This is a genomic window from Bacillus sp. EB106-08-02-XG196 (assembly GCF_013396335.1).
Lineage (GTDB): Bacteria > Bacillota > Bacilli > Bacillales > Cytobacillaceae > Neobacillus.
Window position 1 is genome coordinate 549,063 of the sequence record NZ_JABWSY010000001.1, and the last position, 24,251, is coordinate 573,313.

19 protein-coding genes and 2 riboswitches are annotated in these 24,251 nt (G+C 39.1%); of the genes, 9 read left to right on the top strand and 10 right to left on the bottom strand.

From position 1 onward, the window contains the following. Positions 1-720 (top strand): metallophosphoesterase family protein, encoded by a 720-nt coding sequence (locus tag MLOOGBEN_RS02615; RefSeq protein ID WP_179156692.1) that lies wholly within the window; start codon positions 1-3, stop codon positions 718-720. Positions 721-780: 60 nt separating this feature from the next. Then, positions 781-1,251 (top strand): GNAT family N-acetyltransferase, encoded by a 471-nt coding sequence (locus MLOOGBEN_RS02620; RefSeq protein WP_179156693.1) that lies wholly within the window; start codon positions 781-783, stop codon positions 1,249-1,251. A 35-nt stretch (positions 1,252-1,286) separates the two neighbouring features. Here MLOOGBEN_RS02620 and MLOOGBEN_RS02625 read toward each other — a convergent pair whose 3' ends face one another. Next, positions 1,287-3,092, bottom strand: a complete 1,806-nt coding sequence (locus tag MLOOGBEN_RS02625) for a sensor domain-containing protein (RefSeq protein ID WP_179156694.1) — start codon at positions 3,090-3,092, stop codon at positions 1,287-1,289. Positions 3,093-3,737: 645 nt separating this feature from the next. Then, positions 3,738-4,997 (bottom strand): group II intron reverse transcriptase/maturase, encoded by a 1,260-nt coding sequence (gene ltrA / locus MLOOGBEN_RS02630; RefSeq protein WP_179156869.1) that lies wholly within the window; start codon positions 4,995-4,997, stop codon positions 3,738-3,740. A 789-nt stretch (positions 4,998-5,786) separates the two neighbouring features. Here ltrA and MLOOGBEN_RS02635 point away from each other — a divergent pair. Beyond that, positions 5,787-7,931 carry an ABC transporter permease subunit gene (locus MLOOGBEN_RS02635; protein WP_179156695.1) on the top strand — a complete coding sequence of 715 codons (2,145 nt, stop codon included), beginning with the start codon at positions 5,787-5,789 and terminating at the stop codon, positions 7,929-7,931. A gap of 177 nt (positions 7,932-8,108) precedes the next feature. On the opposite strand, the gene MLOOGBEN_RS02640 is transcribed toward MLOOGBEN_RS02635, so the two are convergent. Further along, entirely contained in the window at positions 8,109-9,332 is a 1,224-nt protein-coding gene (locus MLOOGBEN_RS02640; RefSeq protein ID WP_179156696.1) for a helix-turn-helix domain-containing protein, read from the bottom strand. 195 nt (positions 9,333-9,527) lie between these two features. On the opposite strand from MLOOGBEN_RS02640, the gene MLOOGBEN_RS02645 reads away from it, so the two are divergent. From MLOOGBEN_RS02645 to MLOOGBEN_RS02670, 6 genes are all read left to right on the top strand, one after another. Next, positions 9,528-10,826: an MFS transporter gene (locus MLOOGBEN_RS02645; protein ID WP_368737746.1), complete on the top strand. Its 1,299-nt coding sequence runs from the start codon at positions 9,528-9,530 to the stop codon at positions 10,824-10,826. Positions 10,827-10,990: 164 nt separating this feature from the next. After that, on the top strand, positions 10,991-11,188 hold the full coding sequence (locus MLOOGBEN_RS02650) for a hypothetical protein (RefSeq protein ID WP_179156697.1): 198 nt from the start codon (positions 10,991-10,993) through the stop codon (positions 11,186-11,188). 227 nt (positions 11,189-11,415) lie between these two features. Then, positions 11,416-11,515, top strand: a riboswitch (SAM riboswitch). A gap of 74 nt (positions 11,516-11,589) precedes the next feature. Further along, positions 11,590-11,692: riboswitch (SAM riboswitch) on the top strand. Positions 11,693-11,777: 85 nt separating this feature from the next. After that, the gene (locus MLOOGBEN_RS02655) at positions 11,778-12,809 is read left to right on the top strand and encodes a methionine ABC transporter ATP-binding protein (protein WP_179156698.1); all 1,032 of its coding nucleotides are present in this window, start codon (positions 11,778-11,780) and stop codon (positions 12,807-12,809) included. Continuing rightward, positions 12,799-13,449 carry a methionine ABC transporter permease gene (locus MLOOGBEN_RS02660; protein ID WP_179156699.1) on the top strand — a complete coding sequence of 217 codons (651 nt, stop codon included), beginning with the start codon at positions 12,799-12,801 and terminating at the stop codon, positions 13,447-13,449. Before MLOOGBEN_RS02655 ends, MLOOGBEN_RS02660 begins: the two co-directional genes overlap by 11 nt. A gap of 18 nt (positions 13,450-13,467) precedes the next feature. Beyond that, on the top strand, positions 13,468-14,298 hold the full coding sequence (locus MLOOGBEN_RS02665) for a MetQ/NlpA family ABC transporter substrate-binding protein (protein ID WP_179156700.1): 831 nt from the start codon (positions 13,468-13,470) through the stop codon (positions 14,296-14,298). Positions 14,299-14,357: 59 nt separating this feature from the next. Continuing rightward, positions 14,358-15,566 carry a M20 family metallopeptidase gene (locus MLOOGBEN_RS02670; protein ID WP_179156701.1) on the top strand — a complete coding sequence of 403 codons (1,209 nt, stop codon included), beginning with the start codon at positions 14,358-14,360 and terminating at the stop codon, positions 15,564-15,566. 103 nt (positions 15,567-15,669) lie between these two features. Here MLOOGBEN_RS02670 and MLOOGBEN_RS02675 read toward each other — a convergent pair whose 3' ends face one another. From MLOOGBEN_RS02675 to MLOOGBEN_RS02705, 7 genes are all read right to left on the bottom strand, one after another. Beyond that, entirely contained in the window at positions 15,670-16,500 is an 831-nt protein-coding gene (locus MLOOGBEN_RS02675; protein ID WP_179156702.1) for a carbohydrate ABC transporter permease, read from the bottom strand. Continuing rightward, a complete protein-coding gene (locus MLOOGBEN_RS02680) occupies positions 16,500-17,396 on the bottom strand; it encodes a carbohydrate ABC transporter permease (protein ID WP_179156871.1) in 897 nt (298 codons plus the stop codon). The genes MLOOGBEN_RS02675 and MLOOGBEN_RS02680 overlap by 1 nt, the downstream gene beginning before the upstream one ends. Positions 17,397-17,510: 114 nt before the next feature. Continuing rightward, positions 17,511-18,806, bottom strand: a complete 1,296-nt coding sequence (locus tag MLOOGBEN_RS02685) for an ABC transporter substrate-binding protein (protein WP_179156703.1) — start codon at positions 18,804-18,806, stop codon at positions 17,511-17,513. Between the two features lie 58 nt (positions 18,807-18,864). Then, positions 18,865-20,130: an ABC transporter substrate-binding protein gene (locus MLOOGBEN_RS02690; RefSeq protein ID WP_179156704.1), complete on the bottom strand. Its 1,266-nt coding sequence runs from the start codon at positions 20,128-20,130 to the stop codon at positions 18,865-18,867. Positions 20,131-20,281: 151 nt separating this feature from the next. Continuing rightward, positions 20,282-21,418, bottom strand: coding sequence for a response regulator transcription factor (locus MLOOGBEN_RS02695; protein WP_179156705.1), 1,137 nt, complete (start codon positions 21,416-21,418; stop codon positions 20,282-20,284). Between the two features lie 5 nt (positions 21,419-21,423). Then, a complete protein-coding gene (locus MLOOGBEN_RS02700) occupies positions 21,424-23,118 on the bottom strand; it encodes a sensor histidine kinase (protein ID WP_256988806.1) in 1,695 nt (564 codons plus the stop codon). A 96-nt stretch (positions 23,119-23,214) separates the two neighbouring features. Continuing rightward, the gene (locus tag MLOOGBEN_RS02705; protein ID WP_179156706.1) at positions 23,215-24,213 is read right to left on the bottom strand and encodes a LacI family DNA-binding transcriptional regulator; all 999 of its coding nucleotides are present in this window, start codon (positions 24,211-24,213) and stop codon (positions 23,215-23,217) included. Between the last annotated feature and the right edge of the window lie 38 nt (positions 24,214-24,251).

Sequence of the window (24,251 nt, forward strand, 5' to 3'; positions counted from 1 at the left end):
ATGAAGGTTGCTTTTATTTCAGATATACATGGGAATGCCATCGCACTAGATGCTGTTCTCAAGGATATTGAGCAGCAAAGGATTGATAAGATTTATGTACTCGGTGACATCTGTTATCGTGGACCAGAGCCTAAACGCTCTCTTGATTTAGTCCGTTCTTTACATACTGAAGTAATTAAAGGAAATGCCGATGAATGGGTGGTACGCGGCGTTCGGGAAGGTGAAGTTCCTGAGAAAGCATTGGAGCTAATGAACCTTGAACGTCAATGGATATTCGAACAACTTGAACCATCAGACATCGATTATTTGAATAGCCTCCCTGCTCAATTAAATCTTAGATTTGAGGATGTTGGAATTTCTGCGTTCCATGCCACGCCAACAAGTTTGTTTGATATCGTACTGCCAAACGCCGATGACAACGAAATTGAATCAAGTTTAATGCATGCACAGGAAGCAAAAGTATATGTTTATGCACATATCCACAAGCCATATATTCGTTATCTTAATGGCAAGGTCATTATGAATATCGGCAGTGTGGGGTTGCCGTTCGATGGTCTGGCTAAGGCATCATATGGTCTGGTCGAAATTGAGGATGGTCATCTGAAAACATCTATCAGAAGGGTAAGCTACGAGCTCGAACGTGTCGCGGCCCTCTACCATGAAGTCAATTATCCAAACGCAGAAATGATGAGTAAGGTCATTCGAACGGCAAAAATATAAAAAGTAAGCGCCGTAGCATTTAACGGCGGCGGTTTTACTTTTAAGAAGGGAGCATTAAACATGCAGTTAATGGTAAAGAGTATGACAGGGGAATATGCAAGACAGATCCTAACATGGAAATATGAAGCACCTTATGATTTTTATAATAACGAAGGAAGCTCTGAATCTCTTAACGAATTGCTCGAAACCCCCTATTATGCAGTATTGAATCAAAACAATGAACTTACCGGCTTTTTTTGCATGGGGAAAGCTGCACAAGTCCCATTTGGTTATACAGTTGGAGCTTATTCAGAGGATCTAACGGATATAGGAATTGGCATGAATCCCGTCTTAACTGGTCAGGGCTTTGGCACTCTATTCTTCTCGTTTATTCTGTCTTATATTCAAGAAAACTATAAGGTGGATTCTTTCCGTTTAACAGTAGCGAAATTTAATCAACGAGCCTTTCATCTTTATACGAAACTAGGATTCGTAAAGAAAGTCGAATTTAGTAGAGGAGCAACTGTATTTATAACAATGGTAAAAAAATAGCCGAAGTCTATTTTGTCTTCGGCTATTCTTTTAACCTATTGAAATTTATCCTGCAGCCCCTGCTTTTTAGGCATAAAGAATCTCTCGACTAATTTAGCACTAGTGGGTTTGCTAAAATAGTAGCCTTGCATGTTATGACAGCCAATACTGCATAAGAATTGATATTGTTCTAGCTCTTCCACGCCCTCTGCCACCACATTCATCCCAAGATTCCTTCCCATTGCCACTAATGTTCGACAAACAGACCGCTGATTCCTATTCTCTAACCCTTCAATAAACGACTTATCTATTTTTATCGTATTAAACGGATATTGTACAAGGTAACTAATCGATGAATACCCCACCCCAAAATCATCAAGAATGATATCGACTCCAATATCCTGTAATTCTTTAATCGTATTCAACGTATTTTGAACTTTGGTCATCGCGGTTCTTTCTGTGATTTCAATTTTCAACAGATTAGCCGGCACCTGATAGCGTTCCAATGTGTCCTTGACACTATGCAGGAACGACTCCAAATGAATTTGTCTTGCAGGCACATTAATCGATACATAAAAGGGCGGCAAGTTCATATCAATCCAGACCTTACGCTGTCTGCAGGCTGTTTCCAACACCCAGCTGCTTATTTTTATGATTAAATCCGATTCTTCCGCAATTTGGATAAACTCTCCCGGCGGTATATTCCCCAAAACAGGATGAGTCCAACGAAGGAGTGCTTCTAATCCTATTACTTGTTTTCCATAAACATCCACAATCGGTTGATAGTCCAAGTATAATTCATTCTTTTCAATCGCTTTATGAAGATATTGTTCAAGCAACAGTTTTCGCGATAGACATTTCGACATTCCCACTTCATATGGCTGAATTCCTACTCCACTTTCCTTGGCAAGGTACATCGCATGGTCAGCTTTCTGAACTAGCCCCTCAGCCTCATACCCATGATCAGGGTAAATACTCATCCCAATGCTTGCGCTTAAAACATACTCATTGCCAAGCAGTCGAATGGGGTCTGCAATAATACCATTAATCCTCGCTGCCGTTTCCTGAATATCCTCTTTCGTTGTTAGATTTTTAAGCAATATAACAAACTCATCCCCGCCTTGACGGGAGATCATATCATCTTCTCTCAAACTATCCTTCAACCGTTCTGCAATAACCCGCAGCACCTTATCCCCCATTTTATGACCAAGGGAATCATTGATATATTTAAATCGGTCTAGATCTAGGAATAAGATTCCAACCTTCTTTTTCTTTTCCTTTGCTTCCGTTAACGTTTTATGAAGCTCATAATCCAACTTCCGTCTGTTCGGCAGACCCGTCAAAGAATCGTGAAAAGCTAAAAATGTTAATTTTTCCTCTGCTTTTTTTCGCTTGGTAATATCCACAAAGATTCTATCAATCCTCTTAATACCAGTAAAGATACTATCCCAGTTCCTAGAAATGGTATACGGAACGTTCTTTTCATTTGAAGCACTGGTAATATAGCCGCAAATGCCAAGAATTATCCCCTCTACTTTCACAGGTATTGAAAGAATATTTACATCTATTACATAACCGTCCCGATGTCTAATCTTTGTTTGAAGACTCTTTTTTTCTCCCTTGAGGACAGCATTAATATGCTCGATTGTTTTATCAATCTCCTCTTCTTCTAAAAACGAAACAAAACTCCGTTGATATTCACTTTGTCTGCTATAACCTGTTAATTCTTGAATAGCTTCATTTGAAAAAACAATACTCCCCTCCAAATCCATTATATAACAAGGATTTGGCGCACCGGAAAGTAAGGGCTTACAACTCTCAACAAAAGAACTCATATCTGACATTTTGATCTCATATCTCAAGAGAAATCTCCTTTCCACGATCACTGAGAATCAACAAATACTACTTAAGGTGACCTTATACTAAATTGGTAGATTTATCTGTGATAGATATCACCAAATTCAGACAATATTTTCTCCTTCAATCACTAAACAAACGTTTGATTAAAAGTGCCTTCAACTCCAGTGTAAAAAGAATCTAAATCAATTTCCTGGAAAATATTTTGTCGGTAAAAAGTCGAAAAACAATTCTATTTTCTAGACAAGCTTTTAGTTTTTTCTCGTTCTAAATTTGTTATCTTATAGACATGGAAATGTTAGTTATTGTCTACTTTATATATTATTAAGTTAAACACTATGAATTAAGTAGTTTATACCATTGTTATTGTAAACGTTTTCAACTAAAATGAATGTACGCAATCGAAAAAACAAAGAAGGTAATCTACAACTAATACTAGGGAGTGGATTTCATGGACGAGCAGGGTAATTTCGCATACGGGCTGGTTTGGGGAACTTCTTTAAGTGTACCGTTATGGATCGCATTTTTCGGTTGGATAAAATTAATCATTCATTTCATTTTTTAATAAATACCTAATCGAGTAGGAGGGGGTGATTAACCCCCGACCTCTCACACCACCGTACGTACCGTTCGGTATACGGCGGTTCAAATTAAGTATGACGCAAACTTTCATATCGTTCGTATAGACTTTTGAGACCCTCTTTCCGCCAAAAGGCGTTATTGAGGGCACGACTGAGTATGGGGCTATTGGTGATTCGCCAATAGCCTTTTCTTGTGTTTCCCCATTCATAGGCTTTGTGTTTATCTATTCCAAATCCGATAAGTTTCCTTATCCTAGTCTTAGGTAATTTCCACTGTTTCCAATAACACAACCGTAGTCTTCTTCGAATCCAGCCTTCTAAATCTTTAAAGACACTAGGGGTGTCTGCCAAAGCGTAATATCCACACCAACCGACTAGATATTGGTTCAACTTTTGGATTCTTATCTCCATAGGTATTGGGGATTTTCTTGACGTAATTTCCTTCACTTTCAGTTTAAATCTCTTAATGCTCTGTTTGGCTATTCGTATCTTTGGTTCTTTTCGGTTAGTAAAGCTAAAACCTAAGAATTTCCTGTTCCACGGTCGGTCTACGGCAGATTTATCATGATTCACCTTTAGGCTCAGTCCCTTTTCAATAAAGGCAGTAATACCTTCCATTGTCCGAATACCAGCTTTCTTAGACTTCACATAAATGTTACAGTCGTCCGCATACCTTACGAATTTATGTCCTCTATCCTCTAACTCTTTATCTAAAACATCCAGAATAATGTTTGAAAGTAGCGGACTTAATGGTCCTCCTTGCGGAGTCTCTTCTGTGTTCTGTGAAACTACTCCACCAATCATGATGCCCGCATTTAGAAATTTTCTGATAAGACCAAGAAGAGTTTTATCGTCAATACGCTTAGATAATAGTCCCATGAGCTTGTCATGATTCACTTTGTCGAAGAACTTCTCTAAGTCTATATCGACTACCCATCTGTATCCCTCTTCGATGTACCCTTTTGCTTTACGTACAGCGTCGTGTCCTCGTCTTTGTGGACGAAACCCATAGCTATTTTCAGAAAAGGTTGGGTCATAAATTGGGGTTAAGGTTTGGGTAATCGCTTGTTGAATGAAACGGTCTAACACGGTTGGTATTCCTAGTAACCTAACTCCGCCGTTTGATTTCGGGATTTCGACACGACGGACGGGTTGAGGTTCATAGGTTCCCTGTTGGAGAGCGTTTCTCAATTCTGCCCAGTGTTCGACAATGTACAGACGCAGGTTTTGGGTCGACATCTTGTCTACACCGTAACTTCCTCCGTTACGTTCCACTCGTTTTAAAGCGTTCAGTAAGTTTTCCCGTGATAAAATTGGTTTCATCAACATACGATATTTCCTTTCTACGTGAAAGAGATGTTCTACTTGTGCCGTAAACTGCTCCACCCTCTTGAAGTCCCCCATGGATTCACCATTTACTTCCTCAAGTAAGTCTCGTAAGAGATTGTCTGTTTCTACACAATTTACGAACGCCTAGGTCCCTTTCTTCCTAACTTGTTCAGTCCTTCCCTTTCGTTCTCGAGTTCGAAAGGTACTATGACATCTGCTGACTTCTGACTGCTCAGCTATCTATCACTAGATAGGTTACCAAATGAGTTTGGCATATCAGCCAGACCTCCCCAGGTAAGAGTACAATCTTTCCCTCCATCTATCTGCTCCATTTACTCCGTACCACCTTCGGTAGAAAGGGCTTTGTTTTGTTAGGCAAACTCACCCAATGGTACTTAGCCTTATATGAAGTTCGTATTCCTCAGACCGGAGGTTTGCCGCTCGCTTCCTTCAGATTCCACGTCACCATGGACACCCTTGCGTTAGGCTAACCATTACTTCTACCTTCATGGCTCGGGACTCACACCCTATAGATTGCACCCATGCTGGGCGCACCTAAAATGCCCTTGCCTGCTACCTGCAGGCAAGGGCATTTCTATTACTCCAATAAATTTCTTACCTACTTTTGTAACTAATTCAGCCGTACTTACGTCAAAATTCCATAGATTGAAATTACTGGAAATAAGTTTGGTTGAAAAGGGGGAATATTTCGAATATAATTTTCATTACATGGCTCTACTTCTATTATGCAAATGTAGTAATTTAGAGGAGATAATGGGGTGAGAGAATTTGAAGCTTGTTAGATTAATTACATACTATATACTTGGAATACTTTCGATATTCACTGTAAGTATTTTCCCACAATATTTTTCTACTAGAGAAACTCCTGATTCACCAGGCTATTTTGAACAATTAATCTCTTTTGGCAAGGACTTGTTTAAACCAGAAACATGGATTTATAAATTCGAGCGATCCCTAGCTGGCGGTGCTCCAATGATGGAAGTTATGGGGCCGGCATTTATTTATTCAACGCAAATTCTCTTAGGAGCTCTTTTAGCAGGTTTCAGCATCGCGCTTCTTCTCGCTTTAGGGTCTGCATTTTTGCCTAGAGTAGTGCTTAGTCTAATAAAAAGACTGCTTGATGTATTGGAGTCTGTTCCAGATTTGATTCTCGCCACCTTATTACAAGTTTTATCTATAGTTATCTTTAAAACGTTTGGATTAGATTTATTTCAGGTGGCCAGCTTTAAGGAAAAGGCTTATTTTGCCCCAATCGTTACCTTGGCCATCTTACCGCTTGTCTCCATGTTCAAGATTTTAATCCTTATGATAGAGGAAGAGTTTTTGAGGGTTTATGTCACCTTTGTTAAAAGTAAAGGGATAAACAAATTCAACATCTTAATCAGACATATCTTAAAAAATATCATGCCCCTTTCGTTTCATCATATAAAGATTATCATTTGGGGGACACTTTCAAGCCAATTTATTATTGAACGGGTGTTTAACGTTCATGGACTAACCTTCTACTTACTTGATAACTTCCAGCCAATAACCATTTTTGTTACACTGGGTCTTATTTTTACACCCTTTTACTTTCTATTCCAGTTAGTCGATATTTGGCTTAAAGAAGATCAGCACCTTTCTTATGAAACAAGACGGAATTCCTGGTGGCACAAATGGCGAATGGGTAATATCACAGGCGGGGTAAAGCGGTTTTTTGAAAACACCCTTTTTTCTCTTCAATCTATTAACCTTAGAAAATTATCTCCCTTCCGTCCAATTATCAATGTCCTGTTTACCTTTGGAAGGCATATGAAAAATTGGAAGTTTGCACTTGGAGCCTTATTTTTCGTTATAACCATTAGCTACAGTATCATTTATTCGGTCACCACCGATAACCACGTCGACCAAGTACTACTTTATTACGCAGAAGATGGTGCAACGCTGCTTAGTGCAGTCCCGCATGCACCAACGAAGCCCTTTTTCTTTGGCTCAGACAAATTAGGATTCAGCCTGTTTGACCAATTAGTAATCGGCGCGAAGTATACACTGATTTTTGCTTTGTTAATCGCCTTATTACGGATTCTCGGCGGGCTTTTGTTTGGGGTCATTTATGCTTTCCACCTAGGCCCACGTACCCAGCAATGGTTTGGAAAGTTTATTGATTCGATTCATTTTCTGCCATTAAGCTTGGTTGCTTACATCTTGCTTGCGCCAATCTTAATGCCGGCGTTTACTGGTTTTGGCTATGAATTCACTTACACCTTTACCGAACGGATATTATTAGAAATGTTTATTTTAACCATCCTGGTTGTTCCCTTAACAAGTGTCTTATTAGGAAAAGAGATAAAGCGGGTTCTTGATTATGAGTTTATTGCCAGCGCCCGCGTTTTAGGAGGCAGCAGATTTCATCTTTTCTGGCGTCATATTTTCCCGCATATTGGTCCCCGTTTGACGATTTTACTTGGAACTCAATTTATTCAAGTACTATTAATCTTTATTCATTTAGGAATATTTAAGTTTTTCTTTGGCGGGACAAAACTTAACTTTGACCCGGGAGGTGCTGATCCGCCCATGTCGATGACCAATGAATGGTCAGGATTAATTGGCGAATTAGGCAGAACCACCATCGCCTCAGGCCGCTACTGGTATTTGTGGATAATCGCTGCCTTCATGCTTGCCATTTTTGCGATGCAGCTGATTATCCTGGGAGTGAAAGAAGTGCAGCAGGTTAAAGTCGGAGTTTTATATAAACTTCCAAAAGCACGTAAGGTAAAGGTGAACCAGGCAAGTGAAGCTCCTTCTTATCAAATTACCAAGAATAGCTTTAAAGTGATTGGAAGCGAAGGCAAACGGGATGAACCTGAAGCTGAACCGAAGAAAGAACGTGGGTTAGGACCAAGGTTTAAACGCGGGATTGAAAGAGGAATTTAGGTAAATGTCTTTTCATAATTGGTTTAGTGACCACTTTTCTGATTATCCTTTGATTTCGGTAACCATGAGGCCTTCATGGTTACCACTTTCTTGATTTCCCTTTAATATCGGTCACCATGAACCCTTCATGGTGACCACTTTTTCGATTTTCCTTTGTTTTCGGTCACCATGAGCCCTCTATTGATTTTTCTTTACTTTATTGTACGTTTCTATCGCAAATTCCTTGAAAGGTGTATTTGGAAGGGTTTCGAAACTCCTAACAGCCAGTTGGGCAGCATGGAGCGCCTCCTCCATGTCTCCGAGTTCACAATGGCAAAGTGCTTTGTATGCATACCGAACATTAAAGAGTGATAAGTCAAATGGATGGTGTGTAGTAGACGGTGTCTCTACTTTTTGAATATAATCAATCGCTTCTGTATATTCACCAAGGCCATAAAGGGCCTTTCCTTTTTCAATTACGTATAAAGCTCCGACGACATCCTTCACCTTTGGGTCCTCCAAATAATGATCAATCATCTCCAAAGCCTTTGAATAATCATGTTTTTCAGTATTTAGAGTCATAATAACAATATAGTCGTGAATGAGGATGGAAAGTAAATCCTCCGCGAAATCACCGTATTGCTTTAGCTTTCGTAAATACAATTCTTGCTTTTCTTTGTCGTTTCTCATCGTAGCCTGTCCTGCTCCAAGTCTGTATAAATCATCCGTGCGATAAAAAACTTTGTGCTTTTTTGAAAAATCAAACGCCCTTTCCATCGTAACGGTGGCAGAACGATCATCTCCAACAGCAAATTGTAATACCGCTTCAGTATAATCAAGGTCAACAGTGGTCATTGGATCCATATAGACATGATTGGACTCAATATTTGCACGTTCCCTTAACAAGATTTCTAAAGCACCTTGATAATCATGCTGAACGAATTTCACCATTGTACGAAAAATTGCGATTTGGGCACGGTTAGCTGTTAAGTTCATCTTGTCATACAAGGCCGCAGCTTGACCTGAGAATTCCTCCCAGCCTGATAATTCTTCTTCATATAGACTTCGAGAATAGAGATCTAATAAACGTGCAGATTCGTATCCTTGTGAAAGATTTTTTATATACGGCTCGATAAGATTCAGCAGCTGCTTATATTTTTCTGTTGCATTTTCCAATTTTTGATTATATAACGTTTCAGCCTTTTCAAGCGTTTCTCTTAATTCCTGTGTGCTGATTTCCTCTAATAAATCCGTTACCTCTACACCCAGCCCTTCAGCAATGTACATGAGGCTTTCCATAGAAGGCTTCGCTTTATTGTTCTCGATGAGACTGAGCATTCCTTTCGTAAGCCCCTCACCTGCGAGTGCTTCTAGTGTCAGCTTTTTCTGCTTTCTAATTTTTCGTATTCGGTCTCCTAGCATCGACTGAACATCCTCCTACTTGTGGATAGTTTAATTATATTAAACATACCCGCTAATGGGAAGCTGTAAACAAAATGGGCTTAGAATTTTGTTTAATTAAATTAAACTTTGACTTGATTTCGGTAAAAACCTCATGTTATGATCTGTTTAATTAAATTAAACTTTTACAAAAATTCAAAGGAATGAGGAGATCGTGTGAATAATAGCACCATGTTGAAAAAAGCCACTTACCATCTTTGGACTTTTACCATAAGCAAACTGATTGCCTCTTTTGGTTCACAGGTATATTCATTTGCCATTAGTTTTTATATTTTGCAAGCCACAGGATCGGCGAAAAGTTTTGCGCTAAACTTGATTTGCAATGTATTACCTCGTACCATCGCTGCACCATTTGCAGGTTATATCATCGATAAATATCCACGAAAAAGGATCGCGATTATCTCACAAATTGCAACTACCTTGGCCATCGGGGGATTGTTAGTCGTCAGTGTCACCTCTGGATTACCTTTAACAGCAATTTATATCACTACCTGTATCCTGTCCCTTACATCCATGTTTTCCAGCGTAGCGTTCACTTCCTCCATAACAGGACTTGTGGACGAAGCAAGAATTCAAAAAGCAATGTCATTAAACCAAATGTCTGTATCCTTTGCGGCTATTGCCTCTCCAGCAGTCGGAGGACTTTTGTATGGAGTGATTTCCATGCCGCTATTCCTTATTTTCTATATGGCTGCTTCAACGGTTGCCATCTTTCTCGATGCCACGATGAATTTCACTTTGTTCGCCTCCCAAAAAGCAGAAACAGTGGAAAGGTCGAAGGAATCCATGTGGCAAGGAATGAAGGCGGGTGTATCTTATTTAAAATTACAACCGATGTTGATGACCATTATCTGGATAGCCTTATTAGTTAATTTCCTTTTCAGCGCCTATCAGGTTGGATATTCCTTCATTCTTATTGAAAAATTAAAAATGCTTTCCCAGCATTTTGGTTTTACAGAAGGCGCCTTTGCCGTTGGCATGCTGCTTTTATCGATTTATCTTTCCATCCGGAAAGAGATAAAATTTCCGTTACTGGTTTCAAAAAGGGGCATTCTTATCATGGGGGTCATCATGGGAAGTGCCACTTTACCTTTACTCTTCACCATGTCTTACAACATCATGTTTGGCTACTACATTCTCCTACAATTTGTTTTAGGAGTATGCATTGTATTCGTCAATACACCAACACAAGTAATGATGCAAAAACAAATTGCAGATGAATTTAAGGGACGTGTATTTTCCCTTATTGAAACTGTTGCCATGGCTTTATCACCATTAGGAATGGTGATATATGGGTTTTTGTATGATATCTTCCCTGCACAATGGGTTCTACTCCTGTCTTCTGGATTATGTGTAAGTGTAGTCCTTATTCTTTTAAGACCGACCGTCATAAGAAAGGTTCATCCCGAGATGACAATGGAAAAAACAGTGAAGAAAAGTGCGGAAGCATTTTAATAATGTGTAAATATACAATGTCAAAGGTACTGCTTCTTCCGAATACAAGGGAGGATTATTTTTCCAAAAAGATAGTTATATGGGACTGATTTATTATTCCGGTAAATAATTAACTCCCTATATGAATACAAATGTATTAACCCCAAGAAAGGAGTGAGTATACCATGAGTGTGTTGGATCGCAGTCCTTTTTTATACTTCTTATGTATCCTTGCCGGTTTCGCTTTACTAAGAGTACCGCTAACAGGATTTTTTGCACCGCTTAGTCCATTAGTAATCCTTATCGGTGTCCTAGCTATCCTTTTATTCTCTCTTGTACTAATCATCCATGGGGTCCTTCATTTGGCTGGTAAAAGAAGGTAATACTAAAAATAAGCAACAAAAAAGAGAGCGAACGTATCGGCTCTCTTTTCTCTTTATTTTAAGTCAGCGATTAAAAAATTATTATTTTTTCAAAATGCCTATCTGTAGCATTTGAAAGCGTTTGTAAGATAAGCGATTAACTATTACTTTAAAAATAGTATTTGACTTTTGAATATTCCTACAGTAAATTAATTAACAAGTTCAAAAAATGAATAAAGTAAAAATACTTCTTATCAAGAGAGGTTGAGGGACTGGCCCTATGACACCTCGGCAGCGGAATTTCTGATTCTGTGCCAAATCCAGCAAGTACGACTTGATAGATAAGAAGAGGACCTATGATTTTTTCAATTCGCCCTCTTCTTTTTAAAAGAAGAGGTTTTTTATTTTTAACTGAATAATATTTCTTATCCAGAGAGGTTGAGGGACTGGCCCTATGACACCTCGGCAGCGGAATCTTCGGAGACTGTGCCAAATCCAGCAAGCAGCAGGCTTGATAGATAAGAAGAGCTTCCTTTGCATTGCATTGGCCAATCCTCTTCTTGTTTCAAGAAGAGGATTTTTTATTTATTTGATAAAGGGGAGATACATCATGATCGAATTTCAGAATCTTAAAAAGGTTTATGAGAGTGGCGGGCAGCAGGTTGCCGCGTTGAACGGAATTGATTTGAAGATTAATAAGGGAGAGGTATTTGGAGTGATTGGCTTTAGCGGTGCTGGGAAAAGCTCACTTATCCGCTGTGTGAACTTACTAGAGCGTCCGACCTCTGGCAGTGTGATTGTTGATGGTCATAACCTCACTTCTATGTCTGTCAAAGAGGTCCGAGAGATTAAGAAAAATATTGGGATGGTTTTTCAGCACTTTAATCTATTAAACTCAAAAACAGTATTTGCAAACGTGGCAATGCCTCTGACACTTGCCAAAGTTCCTAAGGATGCGATTAAGAAGCGCGTTATGGAATTACTAGAATTTGTCGGGTTAGCAGACAAGGCGGACTATTATCCTGATCAGCTTTCCGGGGGACAAAAACAGCGTGTCGGAATCGCCAGAGCATTGGCAACACAGCCTTCCATTCTACTTTGCGATGAGGCAACATCTGCTCTCGATCCACAGACAACCAGCTCGATTTTGCAGCTGTTGAAAAAAATCAATAACGAATACAACATTACGATTCTAATTATCACCCACGAGATGGCGGTAATTAGAGAGATATGTGACCGGGTAGCCGTTATCCAAGCAGGGAAAATTATTGAAGAAGGCACAGTGTTTGATGTCTTTTCAGCACCCAAAACACAGACTGCTAAAAATTTTGTCAGCACAGTCATGAATGACCAGCTGCCTGATTCTATTAAAGAAATCATTCAAAAGCATGATGGAATGCAGCGGATTTTCCGAATTAATTTTGTCGGCAGCACCGCGGGTCAGCCATTATTGTCACAACTAGCCAAACAGTTTGATATTCATATCAATGTCTTGTTCGGCAATATTACCGAGCTTCAAGGAACTCCTTTTGGAAACCTCATTGTTGAGTTCCAGGGGTCTGATAAAGAAGTCATCCGAGCGTTAACCTATATCAACCAGAAGAAAATCAGCATAAAGGAAGTGACCGCACATGCTAGTTAATTCAGAGCAAATCATAGAAGCCTTAATTGAAACCATTCAAATGGTCGCTTTCTCTCTCTTGTTCTCAACCATCCTTGGTCTGCCGCTGGGAATCTTGTTAGTCGTAACTAGGAAAGGCCATCTGCTTCAGAATTTACCGTTCTTTACCGTCTTGAATGGGATCATTAACATTTTTCGTTCCGTCCCGTTCATTATTTTATTAGTGGCGATGATTCCCGTCACAAGATTAATAGTCGGTACATCGATTGGAACGGCGGCGGCAGTTGTTCCTCTGGTATTCTATTGCGGTCCCTATATTGCCAGATTAATAGAAAATTCATTGCTAGAAGTGGATCCAGGTGTCATTGAAGCAGCAGAGGCAATGGGTGCAACCCCTGGACAAATTATTTTTAAATTTCTTATTCCAGAAGCACTAAGTTCACTTGTTTTAGCCTTAACGATAGCCACTATCGGATTAGTTGGTGCATCGGCAATGGCTGGGGCTGTCGGAGGCGGCGGGATTGGAGATTTAGCCATTACCTATGGCTACCAGCGTTTTGATACAGTCACAATGATGATTACAGTAGCAATTCTGATTGTAATGGTTCAAGGCCTGCAGTCATTTGGAAATATAGCAGCAAAGAAAATCAGACGAAGATAAACTAGGGGGAAATTAACGATGAAAAAACTTTTACTATCCATCATTATTATTACTTTGGCGATTATTAGCGCAGCCTGTGCTGAAAAAACATCAGAGGGTAAAGAATCAACTACCGTTAAGCTTGGTGTCAGCGGAACTGATACACGTATTTGGGATTTTGTAGCGAAAAAGGCTGAAAAAGAGGGAATCAATATCGAAATCGTTTCATTCTCTGATTACGTCGCTCCCAACACAGCTCTTGCAGAAGGCGAAATTGATGTGAATGCATTCCAAACTGTTGCCTATTTTGACGTATTTATTAAAGAACACAATTTAGACCTAGTGCCAATCGCGACAACGGTCCTTGCCCCAATGGGAATTTACTCTGAAAAATACAAAGATGTCAAAGACATTCCAGATGGTGCGAAAATTGCCCTTCCAAACGACGCATCCAATCAAGGACGTGCCTTATTACTTCTTCAAGAAGCTGGACTTATTGAATTACCAGAAGACTTCGATCCAAATGGTGATCTTACGAAAATAAAAGAAAACCCTAAAAACATTGATTTTGTTGCTGTTGTACCAGCACAAACACCAAGAGCACTTCCAGACGTTGCCGCTTCAGTTATCAATAACGGGATTGCTGGTGATGCAGGTCTTAGCCCATTAGAAGATGCGATTTTTGTTGAAAGTGAAACAGCTACCCCATACCTTAATATTATTGCGGTCCAAGCAAAAGACAATGACAACAAGACATATAAGAGATTAGCAGAACTTTATCAGTCCGAAGATACAGCTAAGTTTATTGAAAAAGAGTACAAAGGCAACATGATTCCAACATTCGTTCCGTTAAGTAACATTGGCTGGTAATAATTCAAAGAGGTTTTTGCTCACAGCAAAAACCTCTTTACATAAGGAGGAAGAAAAATATGACAACAAAAACGTTAGCTTCATTAAAAGAAACAATCATTGAAAATGTAGATAGCAATAAGGATCTTTACCTTTCAACAAGCCATAAAATTCATGAAAACCCTGAAATCGGCAATGAAGAATTTTTTGCTTCTGAACTGCTGACAGATATTCTTTTAAAAGAAGGATTTGAGGTTGAAAAGGCTGTTGCCGGACATGAAACATCCTTTGTAGCTCGTAAAAAGTCAGAAAAACCTGGTCCCTCCATTTCATTCCTAGCAGAATATGATGCCCTTCCAGGCCTAGGGCATGCTTGCGGCCATAATATTATTGGTACTACTAGCGTCGCTGCAGCGATTGCCTTGAGCAAGGTTTTAGCAGAAACAGGCGGAGAAGCAGTTGTTTTCGGCACCCCTGCAGAAGAAGGAGGGCCAAACGGCAGTGCAAAGGGAAGCTTTGTTAAACATGGACTAGTGAACGGGATTGACGCCGCACTTATGATTCACCCAAGTGGCGAGACTCGCATAACCAGCACCTCTCTTGCTGTTGATCCACTAGACTTTGAATTTATCGGAAAGCCGGCACATGCCGCCGCTTCCCCGCACGAGGGAATTAATGCATTAGATGCAGTGATTCAGCTGTTTAATGGCATCAACGCGTTAAGACAGCAGCTTAAAGACGATGTGCGCATTCACGGAATCATCACCCATGGCGGAGATGCACCAAACATTATCCCTGAATATGCAAAAGCTAGATTTTTCATCCGGGCTGCTACAAGAGCTAGTTTGAACGAAGTTACTAAGCGGGTAAAAGCAGTGGCAGAAGGCGCTGCATTAGCCACAGGAGCAACCTTAAAGGTCATCGCCTTTCAAAATGAAGTCGATAATCTTCTATTAAATAGACAGTATGATGCCGTGTTCAAGGAAGTCGTTGAAGAACTAGGTGAAACCATTGCAGAAGGGGATAGACCCGGTATCGGTTCAACGGATGCAGGAAACATCAGTCAAGTTGTCCCAACCATTCACCCGTATATTAAAATTGGATCAGCTGACCTTGTTGCCCACACTGTACCTTTTAGGGAAGCCGCTGCTTCCTCTAGAGGAGACCAAGCACTACTAACAGGTGCAAAAGCATTGGCATTAACCGCATTAAAACTAATCACAGATGAAGACACATTAGCTCAAATTAAAGCAGAGTTCAAAGAAAGAAAAGCGGCAGAATCAAAATAAAAAGACGCCCAGTGACATAAACTTGTCGCTGGGCGCTTGTATTTTAGGCTAATTCCTCTTCAGCTTCAAAACATTTATAGTGACCACTATTTCTCCCTACCTGTTACTCTTTTACCGCTCCACCTAATATCCCTGAAATAAAATGCTTTTGCAGCAATAGGAAAAAGATCATAATTGGGACCGTAGATAAGGTAGTTCCGAGCATTAACTGTCCATAATCAATCCGCGCCATTCCGATTAAACTGGATAACGCAACAGGCAGGGTGAACATTTCTTGAGAATTTAGCGTAATAAGCGGCCAAAGTAAGCTATTCCATTGAGACATAAATAGAAATATAGCTACAGCAGCCATTGCAGGTCTTGTTACAGGCAAAATAACCGTGAAAAATATTTTTAACTCCCCTGCCCCATCTACTCGGGAAGCCTCAATAATCGAGTCTGGAAGCGACTTCATATTCTGCCTCATTAAATAGATCGCAAAAGGCGAAGCCAAGGTTGGTAAAATGATCGCTTGATAGGTATTTAACCAATTAAAGGTAACCATCATTTCAAACAAAGGAATCAATGTCACCTGCGAAGGAATCATTAATGTGCATAATATAATGAAAAAAAACAAGTTCTTTCCCTTAAAGTTAAACTTTGCAAATGCGTATCCAGCCATTGAACTAATAAGTGTACTAACCAATGTATAAACGAGAGCAATAAATAATGAATTCCAAAAGATTTTGGCAAACCCTAATGACTCATTAAGCGACTGAAAGTTCTTTGCTAAGTAATCACCTGGAAGAAGTTTAGGCGGTAAACGAAAAATTTCTCCTGATGGCAGGGTCGAACCGACAAGCATCCAATAAAATGGGGCAATCGAAAGAAGAACACCTGCTATTAATAAACCATAAAGCCCTATTTTCGTAGATAGTTTCTTAGAATGTATCATTATTCATCACCTACTAGTTTCATCTGAACCCATGATATGATTGCCGTGATGACAACGAGAACATAGGCAATCGCTGAGGCATATCCAAAGTCAAAAAATTTAAAGCCTGCTTCATATAAATAAAGTGTAATCGTCATCGTGGCATTATTTGGTCCGCCTTGAGTCAAAATGAATGGTTCGTCAAACAGCTGAAGGGTGCCAATGGTTGACATGACCACTGTAAAGATAAATACAGGTTTTAATTGAGGAATGGTAATCATAAAAAATTGCTTTACTTTACTTGCTCCATCAATACTTGCAGCTTCATACAGCTCGGATGGGATGTTCTGTAATCCGGCTAAAAAAATCACCATATTGTATCCTGTCCATCTCCAGGTCATAACAAGGATGACAGAGACCTTCGCCCAAAATGGAGTTGTTAACCAAGGGATGGCTTCAACACCGATGAATGATAATAAATAGTTGACGAGACCGAAATGTTCATCTAAAAGGATCATAAAAACAATCGACGCTGCAACAAGTGCTGTGATGGCAGGCATAAAGAAAGAGATTCGAAAAAATGCCTTCCCTTTTAACATAGAAGAATGGAGCCCCGCTGCAATCAGTAAAGAGAGAAAAAGCATGATTGGGACTTGGACAATCAAAATTTGAAAGGTATTTAACAGCGATTTATAGAATACGGGATCTTGGAATAAACGAAAATAATTGGCCAAACCAACAAATGATTTCTCCACACCGCGGACCTCTTGAAAGCTTAAGATAAATGAAAAAATCACGGGATAAACGGTAAAAATTAAAATCAGCAGAAATGCCGGTGCGATAAAAACATATGGGACATTTTTAGGAGTTAATAAACTTCTACACGTTTTGACTCGAAAGTTTGCTTTGGCATTGATTACCTTTTCTGTTTGCTCCAACTGAGCCACCTTCCTAACTTCAAGGGATTTTAGAATAAGAGAGAGCTGAGAAATTTGAAACACTCAGCTCTATAGCTCTACAGCTCTATAAATCTATTTTTTTATTTCATTTTCTAATTGGTCTTGCGCATCTTTTAATCCAGACTCAACTGATTTGTTTTCAAGTAAAATAGCTGCCTGTGCATTACTCGTAAGACTGGTTGCTTTTGCAAAGTTTTCGTTTACGTTAATTTGTGGCACTTGATCAACAATATCAGCAAACTTTTTAAAAATCGGGCTATTATTAAAGTACTCGCTATTAGCAGTAAATAGCGGGTCGCTATACGTTTCCTTTAAGGATGGGAAAAGGCCATATTTTTCAAAACCTAACAGTTGGGATTCTTGATCTGTTGTAAAGAATTCAACAAAGGCATAGGCAGCAGATTGATTTTTGCTTGATGAAGGAATCAATACAGATGATCCTCCTACGTTCGCATATCTTGTGCCGCCACTTTCAAAGCTCGGCAGATAAAATACATCCCATTTCCCTTTTAAATCTGGCGCTTGGTCCATGATGGTACCTGCATACCAAACACCATAAGGAACGGTAGCAACACTTCCATTTACTGTTGCGGTTACAATTCCATCCCAGCCTTTATTGTTTAGGACTAAATCTTCGTCATGAAGTTTTTTGATTACCTCCATGGCTTGAACCGCTTCCTTGGATTGTAAGGGAATTTTCTCGTCTTGATCAAAATAAGAAAGCCCTTGCTGCTGCATCATCATTTGGAAGACACCATCATAGTTCGGTATATCAATTGGTAATAGCTGCGCACCCGTAGCTTCTTTAATCTTCTTCCCTGCTGCAATGTAATCATCCCATGTTTGGATGGAATTTGGATCTATATTTGCTTTTTCAAAAAAATCTACTCGGTAGAACATTCCTGCCGGACCTATATCCCATGGGGCAGCAATGAAATCCCCGTCTTTATTCTGTACAGCTGCGACCTTAGCCGGATTGAATGAATCTTTATATTTGTCATACCCAAGCTTGTCCAAATTTACAAATCCTTCAGGAAATTGGTGCAAGTATCCAGGAATTCGTTCATCCTCCATTAACACAACATCTGGTAATCCTGAACCTCTTGCTGCCAGACCCACTGTTACCTTATCGTATAAATCGGAGCTATTAAAATCCTCTACTTTAACTTCTACTTCGGGATATTTTTTCTGAAATCCCTCAACTGCAGCTTCCATAGTGGCTGCCGCAACATCCCAGCCCCATACAGTGATTGTCCCTGCTGGATTTTTTGGATCTTCTGCTTTCTCATTATCCCCTGCCGTATTATTGGAACAGGCTGAAAGCATGAGCAGAACCATCACGAATAAAATTGACATGTATTTTTTCATTTTTTGACCCCCAATTGATTTGATATATATTAAAAAATGCATGAAACCCAATTTATTTTTACTGCCCCAGATATTTCTCTGAATCGATAACGACATTATTCAGTAATTTCTCCGCATCTTGTTCCTGCATGACGGCATTTATTGCTGAGGATAGATTCCGATTGATTTCATCCCAATTTTCAGCCAGTAAATACGCTGGTGTAGCATTCGATCGCTCTAGCATTTTGTAGAATGGACCGATTAACGGGTCTTGATCCGTTTTCATATCCTTCACCAAACGAATCCGGACAGGTAAATCAGCGGTTCTCATTTTTATGGCTTCTGGTGAGGAGTAAAATTTCACAAATTCCCATGCCAAATCCTTATTTTTTGAATCCTTCGCAATCGATATCGCTGAGGCGGAAATCACTCCTCTTACCGGTTTTCCTTTAAAGGCAGGCATTTCAACTGTTCCAAAGTTTACACCAGCCTTTTTAAACTCATCCAATGGCCAAATTCCGGTTTCCCACATAGCAATCCTGCCGGTTTTAAAAGCCTCTTCACCACTTTGTTGATTTTTACCGCCTACAAGTACTGCACTTTTTTCCTTAGTCAGGTCTGCAAACAATTCGATAGCTTCAATGGTTTCTGGGCTGTTCATATAGCCATTGATTTTCTGCCCATCCTCACTAATAAAGCTTGACCCATTACTCCAAACGATGCCCTGAAGGTCATACGTATCTGGTTCTGGTCTTACCCCAAATCCATAATGCCCCAAGGCAGGATTCGTTAATTTCTTTGCCGCACTCTTAAAGTCATCCCATGTCCATCCATCTTTTGGGTAAGGAATCCCTGCAGCATCGAATAAATCCTTGTTATAATAGACCACCCTTGTTGTAAACCCGGCAGGCATACCATACAATTCTCGGTAAATAGTAGAATAATTAAAGAGACCTTGGTAAAAATCATTCAAGTCAATATTGGGATCTCTTTTAATAAAATTTTCAAGTGGTTCAAGTGATTGAAAATAGGCCGGAAAATTCCACATATACATAACATCTGGAGGATTTTTTGCACCAAATGCCGCAGTCAGCTTTTGGTCAAATTCATCACCATAGGCTTCCATCTGTACCTTTATAAATGGATGTTTTTCTTCGAATTTTCTGGCAATTTCCTCTTGGATTTTTAGTGCTTCCCCTGAATCCCAGGTTGCAAAGCGAAGTACTATTTTTTCGTTACTTTCATTCCTTGTTTGGTTAGACCCGCTGCTGGATTTATCATCTGAACAGGCAGTCAGAACGAATACGAATAGGAGTGCCAGAAAGGTCATCCTGAAATTCTTCATCACATGTTCCCCTTTTTTTCTTTATATGTAGTGGAAACCGCTTTCATTATAACGTGAATGAAAGCGGTCTAGAACTTAGAATCATCTTATTCTTTTTGTATTATTGTTTGAATTTTCCCAAAACAACTCCTAAAAAGGAAATTTGTTAGCTTCATTTCACCTTTTTGTTCTGTCGATACTCTGAAGGTGTTTTACCCATACATTTTTTAAACCATTTGCTAAAATATTTTCCATCCTGAATGCCTATTTTTTCACCAATTTCTTGCAATGGAAGTAAAGTATTTTCAAGAAGTTCACATGCAGCTTTAACCTTCAGCTTTTCAGTAAAAGTAATAAAGCTTTCTCCAGTTGTCTTTTTAAACATGGTGCTAAAATGGCTCCGACTTAGGCCCACCTCATTTGCAATATCGCTGGATGAAAAGGATTGCTCTAAATCTTTGATTATGATTTGAACAGCCTTACGAATGGGGAGCGGCCAATCCTCCATCGAAACCTTAAATTGTCTTTCAAATTTAAACCTGCGGTAAAGGTTTGTTACTCCGTCCATCCATTCATTCATTCCTCGATTTGGACCATATTCCATCCAACCAAAAGAGGAATCTATACTTCTAGCCTCAACCAAAAAATGCTCAAAATCTGGTTTTGACATTTCAGGGATAAAGACATAGGCTTGGTCCTGTCCGCAAGAAATCTTGGCAAATGGTTTTTCCTCAAAGAAACGTTTCTCATGAAAAATCTCGCTGCTATTTAATCCGTTAAGGAAGTAAATATAATATGGATTTTCCATCCAATTCCAGTCATTAGAAAACAGCTCACCAACTAGCATATGAAAGGAATTCTCAAAATCACATAACCACTCATAAAATTCCTTTGCTAGAAAGGAAGAATCATAGGATTTCCGGATATTTGCATGATTAATTTCATGTTCGATACGCAAAAGGTATTCTTCAAATTGTTGGTCTTCAAAGGCTGTTTTCAAAATATAACCTGAGGCACCAATATTCATCCCCTCCTGCGCAAAAGTGAAGTCCCGATGGCAGCTTAACAATAATATTTTAGTAGTTGGGGAAGATTGTTTTATGTTTCGGGCTAGCTCAATCCCATTCATTTCAGGCATCACAATATCGGTTACGACTACTTCTGGAGAATGCTGCTGAAAAAGCTCCCATGCTTTTTGCCCATTAGGTGCATCGGCAACTACCTCCATACCGAATTTCTCCCATTCAACCGTTGCGATTAATCCTTTTCTAACAATGAGTTCATCATCTGCAATTAATACCTTTATCATCAACGTTATCTCCTTTTCGGCCATTTAATGCTAAAGATTGTATCCCTTCCCACAACTGATTCGATTGATAAACCATACTCATACCCGAAATGAAGCCTTACCCGTTGATCGACATTATAAACACCAATTCCCCTCCCATTAACACCCTGATGTTTTGGGTTGAGAAGCTTTTCAATCGTTTCTTCATTCATACCTTTGCCGTTATCGGTTAAGGAAAGTTTTAGATATTCGGGTTTAACTGTTATCTCTAGTTCAATTCTTCCTTGGCCATCTTCAAAAGCATGGAAAAAGATATTTTCAAACAATGGCTGGAGAGTCATTCTAGGGATTAAACAGTCCAAGCATTCCGGATGAATCATCTCTATGTATTCAAATGTTTGGCCATAACGTATCTCTTGAACCTTCAAGTAATGTTTGATCGTCTGAAGTTCCTTTTTTAACGGAATTAACTCATCAGCAAAATTTAAATTTTCATGCAGAACCTCGGTTAAATGGTAGATCATCTCTTGAACTTCCTTTGCTCCTAAGAGTCTGGCCTTCCATTGAATCGAGTTTAAGGTGTTAAATAATAAATGAGGGTTAATTTGATAATGAAAAGCTTTTAACTCTGCCTGCCTTTTTAAACGTTCTGTCATGCTGATTTTCTCGATTAAGTCCTTTATTTGATTGACCATATCATTAAAGCTTTGAGATAAAATTCCTAATTCATCATTAGAAGTAACGGTTATCTGTGTGTCCAAGTTTCCTTCACTGACTCGCTTCATTGAGGAATTCAAGCGTTTAATTCCCTTCGTGAGCGGAACAGAAAATACAACAGCAAGCACGGATACTAAAATGATTGAAAATATAATAGCCGCTATCGTATATCGTAAAATCACATTTGATGATTGATAATAATATTCCTCTGGTATGCGAACATGGACATCCCATCCATAGGCATCAAAGTGGTTATTCCAGATAATATCCGTTGTCCATTCTTTCGGTGCATTCCTTGTCTTATAAACTACCTGATCCTTACCATTTTTAAGGGTGATAGAAGAGTGAAGCTCATTTTCTAGGAAACCAATATAAGAGAATAACTCCTCCGCATTTGTTTCTATTAAAAGCTTACTTCCTTTCAATACTCCAAAATCACTTTCGATTGGAAAAACAAGTCCAATGACCTTTTCATCTTTTTTACCAGTATAATAGTGGTCTGAATCATAAAACCCTATCCAGTGATTTCCTTCTTTTAGGCGATTAATTTCCTTCCAAAAGGGCTTTTGAAAGAGTTTATGTATATCCAAGCGGCTATTTCCATAATAATAGCCTGTATTCGTAATTAAATAGATTCCCTTTGTGTCATAGGTTTTATGTGCCTCTAAATATCTTTCAAAGTTTTTGATTTCAACAAACCCTGTATACGTTCTCGGAATTTCTTCTTGTAAGATGACCAGAGTTGGATCCGATAAATATTGATTAATATCCTTCGAAACGACATACATTTGCTCAAACGTATTTTCGAGTTGTTTGGCGAGTTGAGACACAGCAAATTGCTCATAATCATTAAATTGTTTATTTACAATTTCAGAAGACTTCCCATAGGATAGGAATCCAAATAATAATAATGGAAACAGGGCAACTATGAGGAAAAACAGCACCATTTTCGTACGAATGCTCAGGAAAGAATAGTTTTTGATTATGACTGAAAGTTTTTTCAAAGTATCCTCACTCGATTCACCTGTTTATCTTTTTCCGCCTTTTTAAAAGAAATGTTGTAAAAAAAAAAGAGGAGTGACACTGCACCCTCATTAAAATTATTTCTTTTGAGGTACTGAAGCACTTTCTCTAATAATTAATTTCGTATTTATCGTGATCTTTTTACTGACTTCCCGCTTGGAGGTCAGCTGTTCTATCAGTAAATCAACAGCGGTTTCACCCATGATTTCTGTATATAATTTAACGGTCGTCAAAGGAGGAACCATATACTTTGCTGTGGCTACATCGTTAAAACCAACAATACTAAGTTCATCTGGAATTTTAACCCCTAGTTCATAGGCAGCCTTATAGCATCCCACCGCAATGGTATCATTCGCAACAAATACGGCTGTTGGCTTTGTTTCATTTGCTAACATGTCTCTGAGATTGGTGTAACCATCCTTTGGGTCATAACCGCCGATTTTTACCAGTTCCTCTTTGAAAATATTTTTTTCCTTTAAATAATTTTCAAAAACATCCTGCCGCAAATCTTTAAAGCGATTCCCATACATATCGGTCTCTACACCACCGATAAAGCCTATATTTTCATGACCTAATTCTGTTAAGTAATTAAGCGCATTTCTAGTGGCAGAATTGAAATCAATCACAACGGAATCAAAATAATAGTCATCTGGATTAGAGTCCACAAAGACACACGGTTTATTAAAACCTCTGATTTTTTCAATATCCTTGCTTTTGAAAGTCCCAAGGCATAAGACTCCATCAATTTTTTTGAGATTTTCCTCATTGCCTTCCTTATCAATTCTGAAAAAGTCAATGCTTTTACTTTTCAGTTTTTTTTCTAAGGCAACCCTTATCGACAAGTAATACGTATCAACCAATTCTTCTTCGAGTGAGAAAGAATCGTATAATCCTATTTTCCATTTACTCTTTTGCTTCTTCTTCGGAGCTACCACATAGGCTAACTCCTCTGCCGCTTCAAACACCCTTTTTCTTGTTTCCGGTGAGACATTTAATGTTTCATCGTAATTTAACACTCTTGAAACGGTAGTGATTGAAACATTAGCTAAACTGGCTATTTCTTTTATTGTGGCCATTATTTCACCCTACCTGCCTGTTTTTTTAACCCGCTTCG

What these genes read in the sequence shown, in the direction of transcription:
- MLOOGBEN_RS02675 (WP_179156702.1), bottom strand. Translation starts at nt 16,500, where the DNA reads ATGATACATTCTAAGAAACTATCTACGAAAATAGGGCTTTATGGTTTA.
- MLOOGBEN_RS02685 (WP_179156703.1), bottom strand. Translation starts at nt 18,806, where the DNA reads ATGAAAAAATACATGTCAATTTTATTCGTGATGGTTCTGCTCATGCTT.
- MLOOGBEN_RS02690 (WP_179156704.1), bottom strand. Translation starts at nt 20,130, where the DNA reads ATGAAGAATTTCAGGATGACCTTTCTGGCACTCCTATTCGTATTCGTT.
- ltrA (WP_179156869.1), bottom strand. Translation starts at nt 4,997, where the DNA reads ATGTTGATGAAACCAATTTTATCACGGGAAAACTTACTGAACGCTTTA.
- MLOOGBEN_RS02655 (WP_179156698.1), top strand. Translation starts at nt 11,778, where the DNA reads ATGATCGAATTTCAGAATCTTAAAAAGGTTTATGAGAGTGGCGGGCAG.
- MLOOGBEN_RS02620 (WP_179156693.1), top strand. Translation starts at nt 781, where the DNA reads ATGCAGTTAATGGTAAAGAGTATGACAGGGGAATATGCAAGACAGATC.
- MLOOGBEN_RS02640 (WP_179156696.1), bottom strand. Translation starts at nt 9,332, where the DNA reads ATGCTAGGAGACCGAATACGAAAAATTAGAAAGCAGAAAAAGCTGACA.
- MLOOGBEN_RS02705 (WP_179156706.1), bottom strand. Translation starts at nt 24,213, where the DNA reads ATGGCCACAATAAAAGAAATAGCCAGTTTAGCTAATGTTTCAATCACT.
- MLOOGBEN_RS02650 (WP_179156697.1), top strand. Translation starts at nt 10,991, where the DNA reads ATGAGTGTGTTGGATCGCAGTCCTTTTTTATACTTCTTATGTATCCTT.
- MLOOGBEN_RS02665 (WP_179156700.1), top strand. Translation starts at nt 13,468, where the DNA reads ATGAAAAAACTTTTACTATCCATCATTATTATTACTTTGGCGATTATT.
- MLOOGBEN_RS02660 (WP_179156699.1), top strand. Translation starts at nt 12,799, where the DNA reads ATGCTAGTTAATTCAGAGCAAATCATAGAAGCCTTAATTGAAACCATT.
- MLOOGBEN_RS02615 (WP_179156692.1), top strand. Translation starts at nt 1, where the DNA reads ATGAAGGTTGCTTTTATTTCAGATATACATGGGAATGCCATCGCACTA.
- MLOOGBEN_RS02695 (WP_179156705.1), bottom strand. Translation starts at nt 21,418, where the DNA reads ATGATAAAGGTATTAATTGCAGATGATGAACTCATTGTTAGAAAAGGA.
- MLOOGBEN_RS02670 (WP_179156701.1), top strand. Translation starts at nt 14,358, where the DNA reads ATGACAACAAAAACGTTAGCTTCATTAAAAGAAACAATCATTGAAAAT.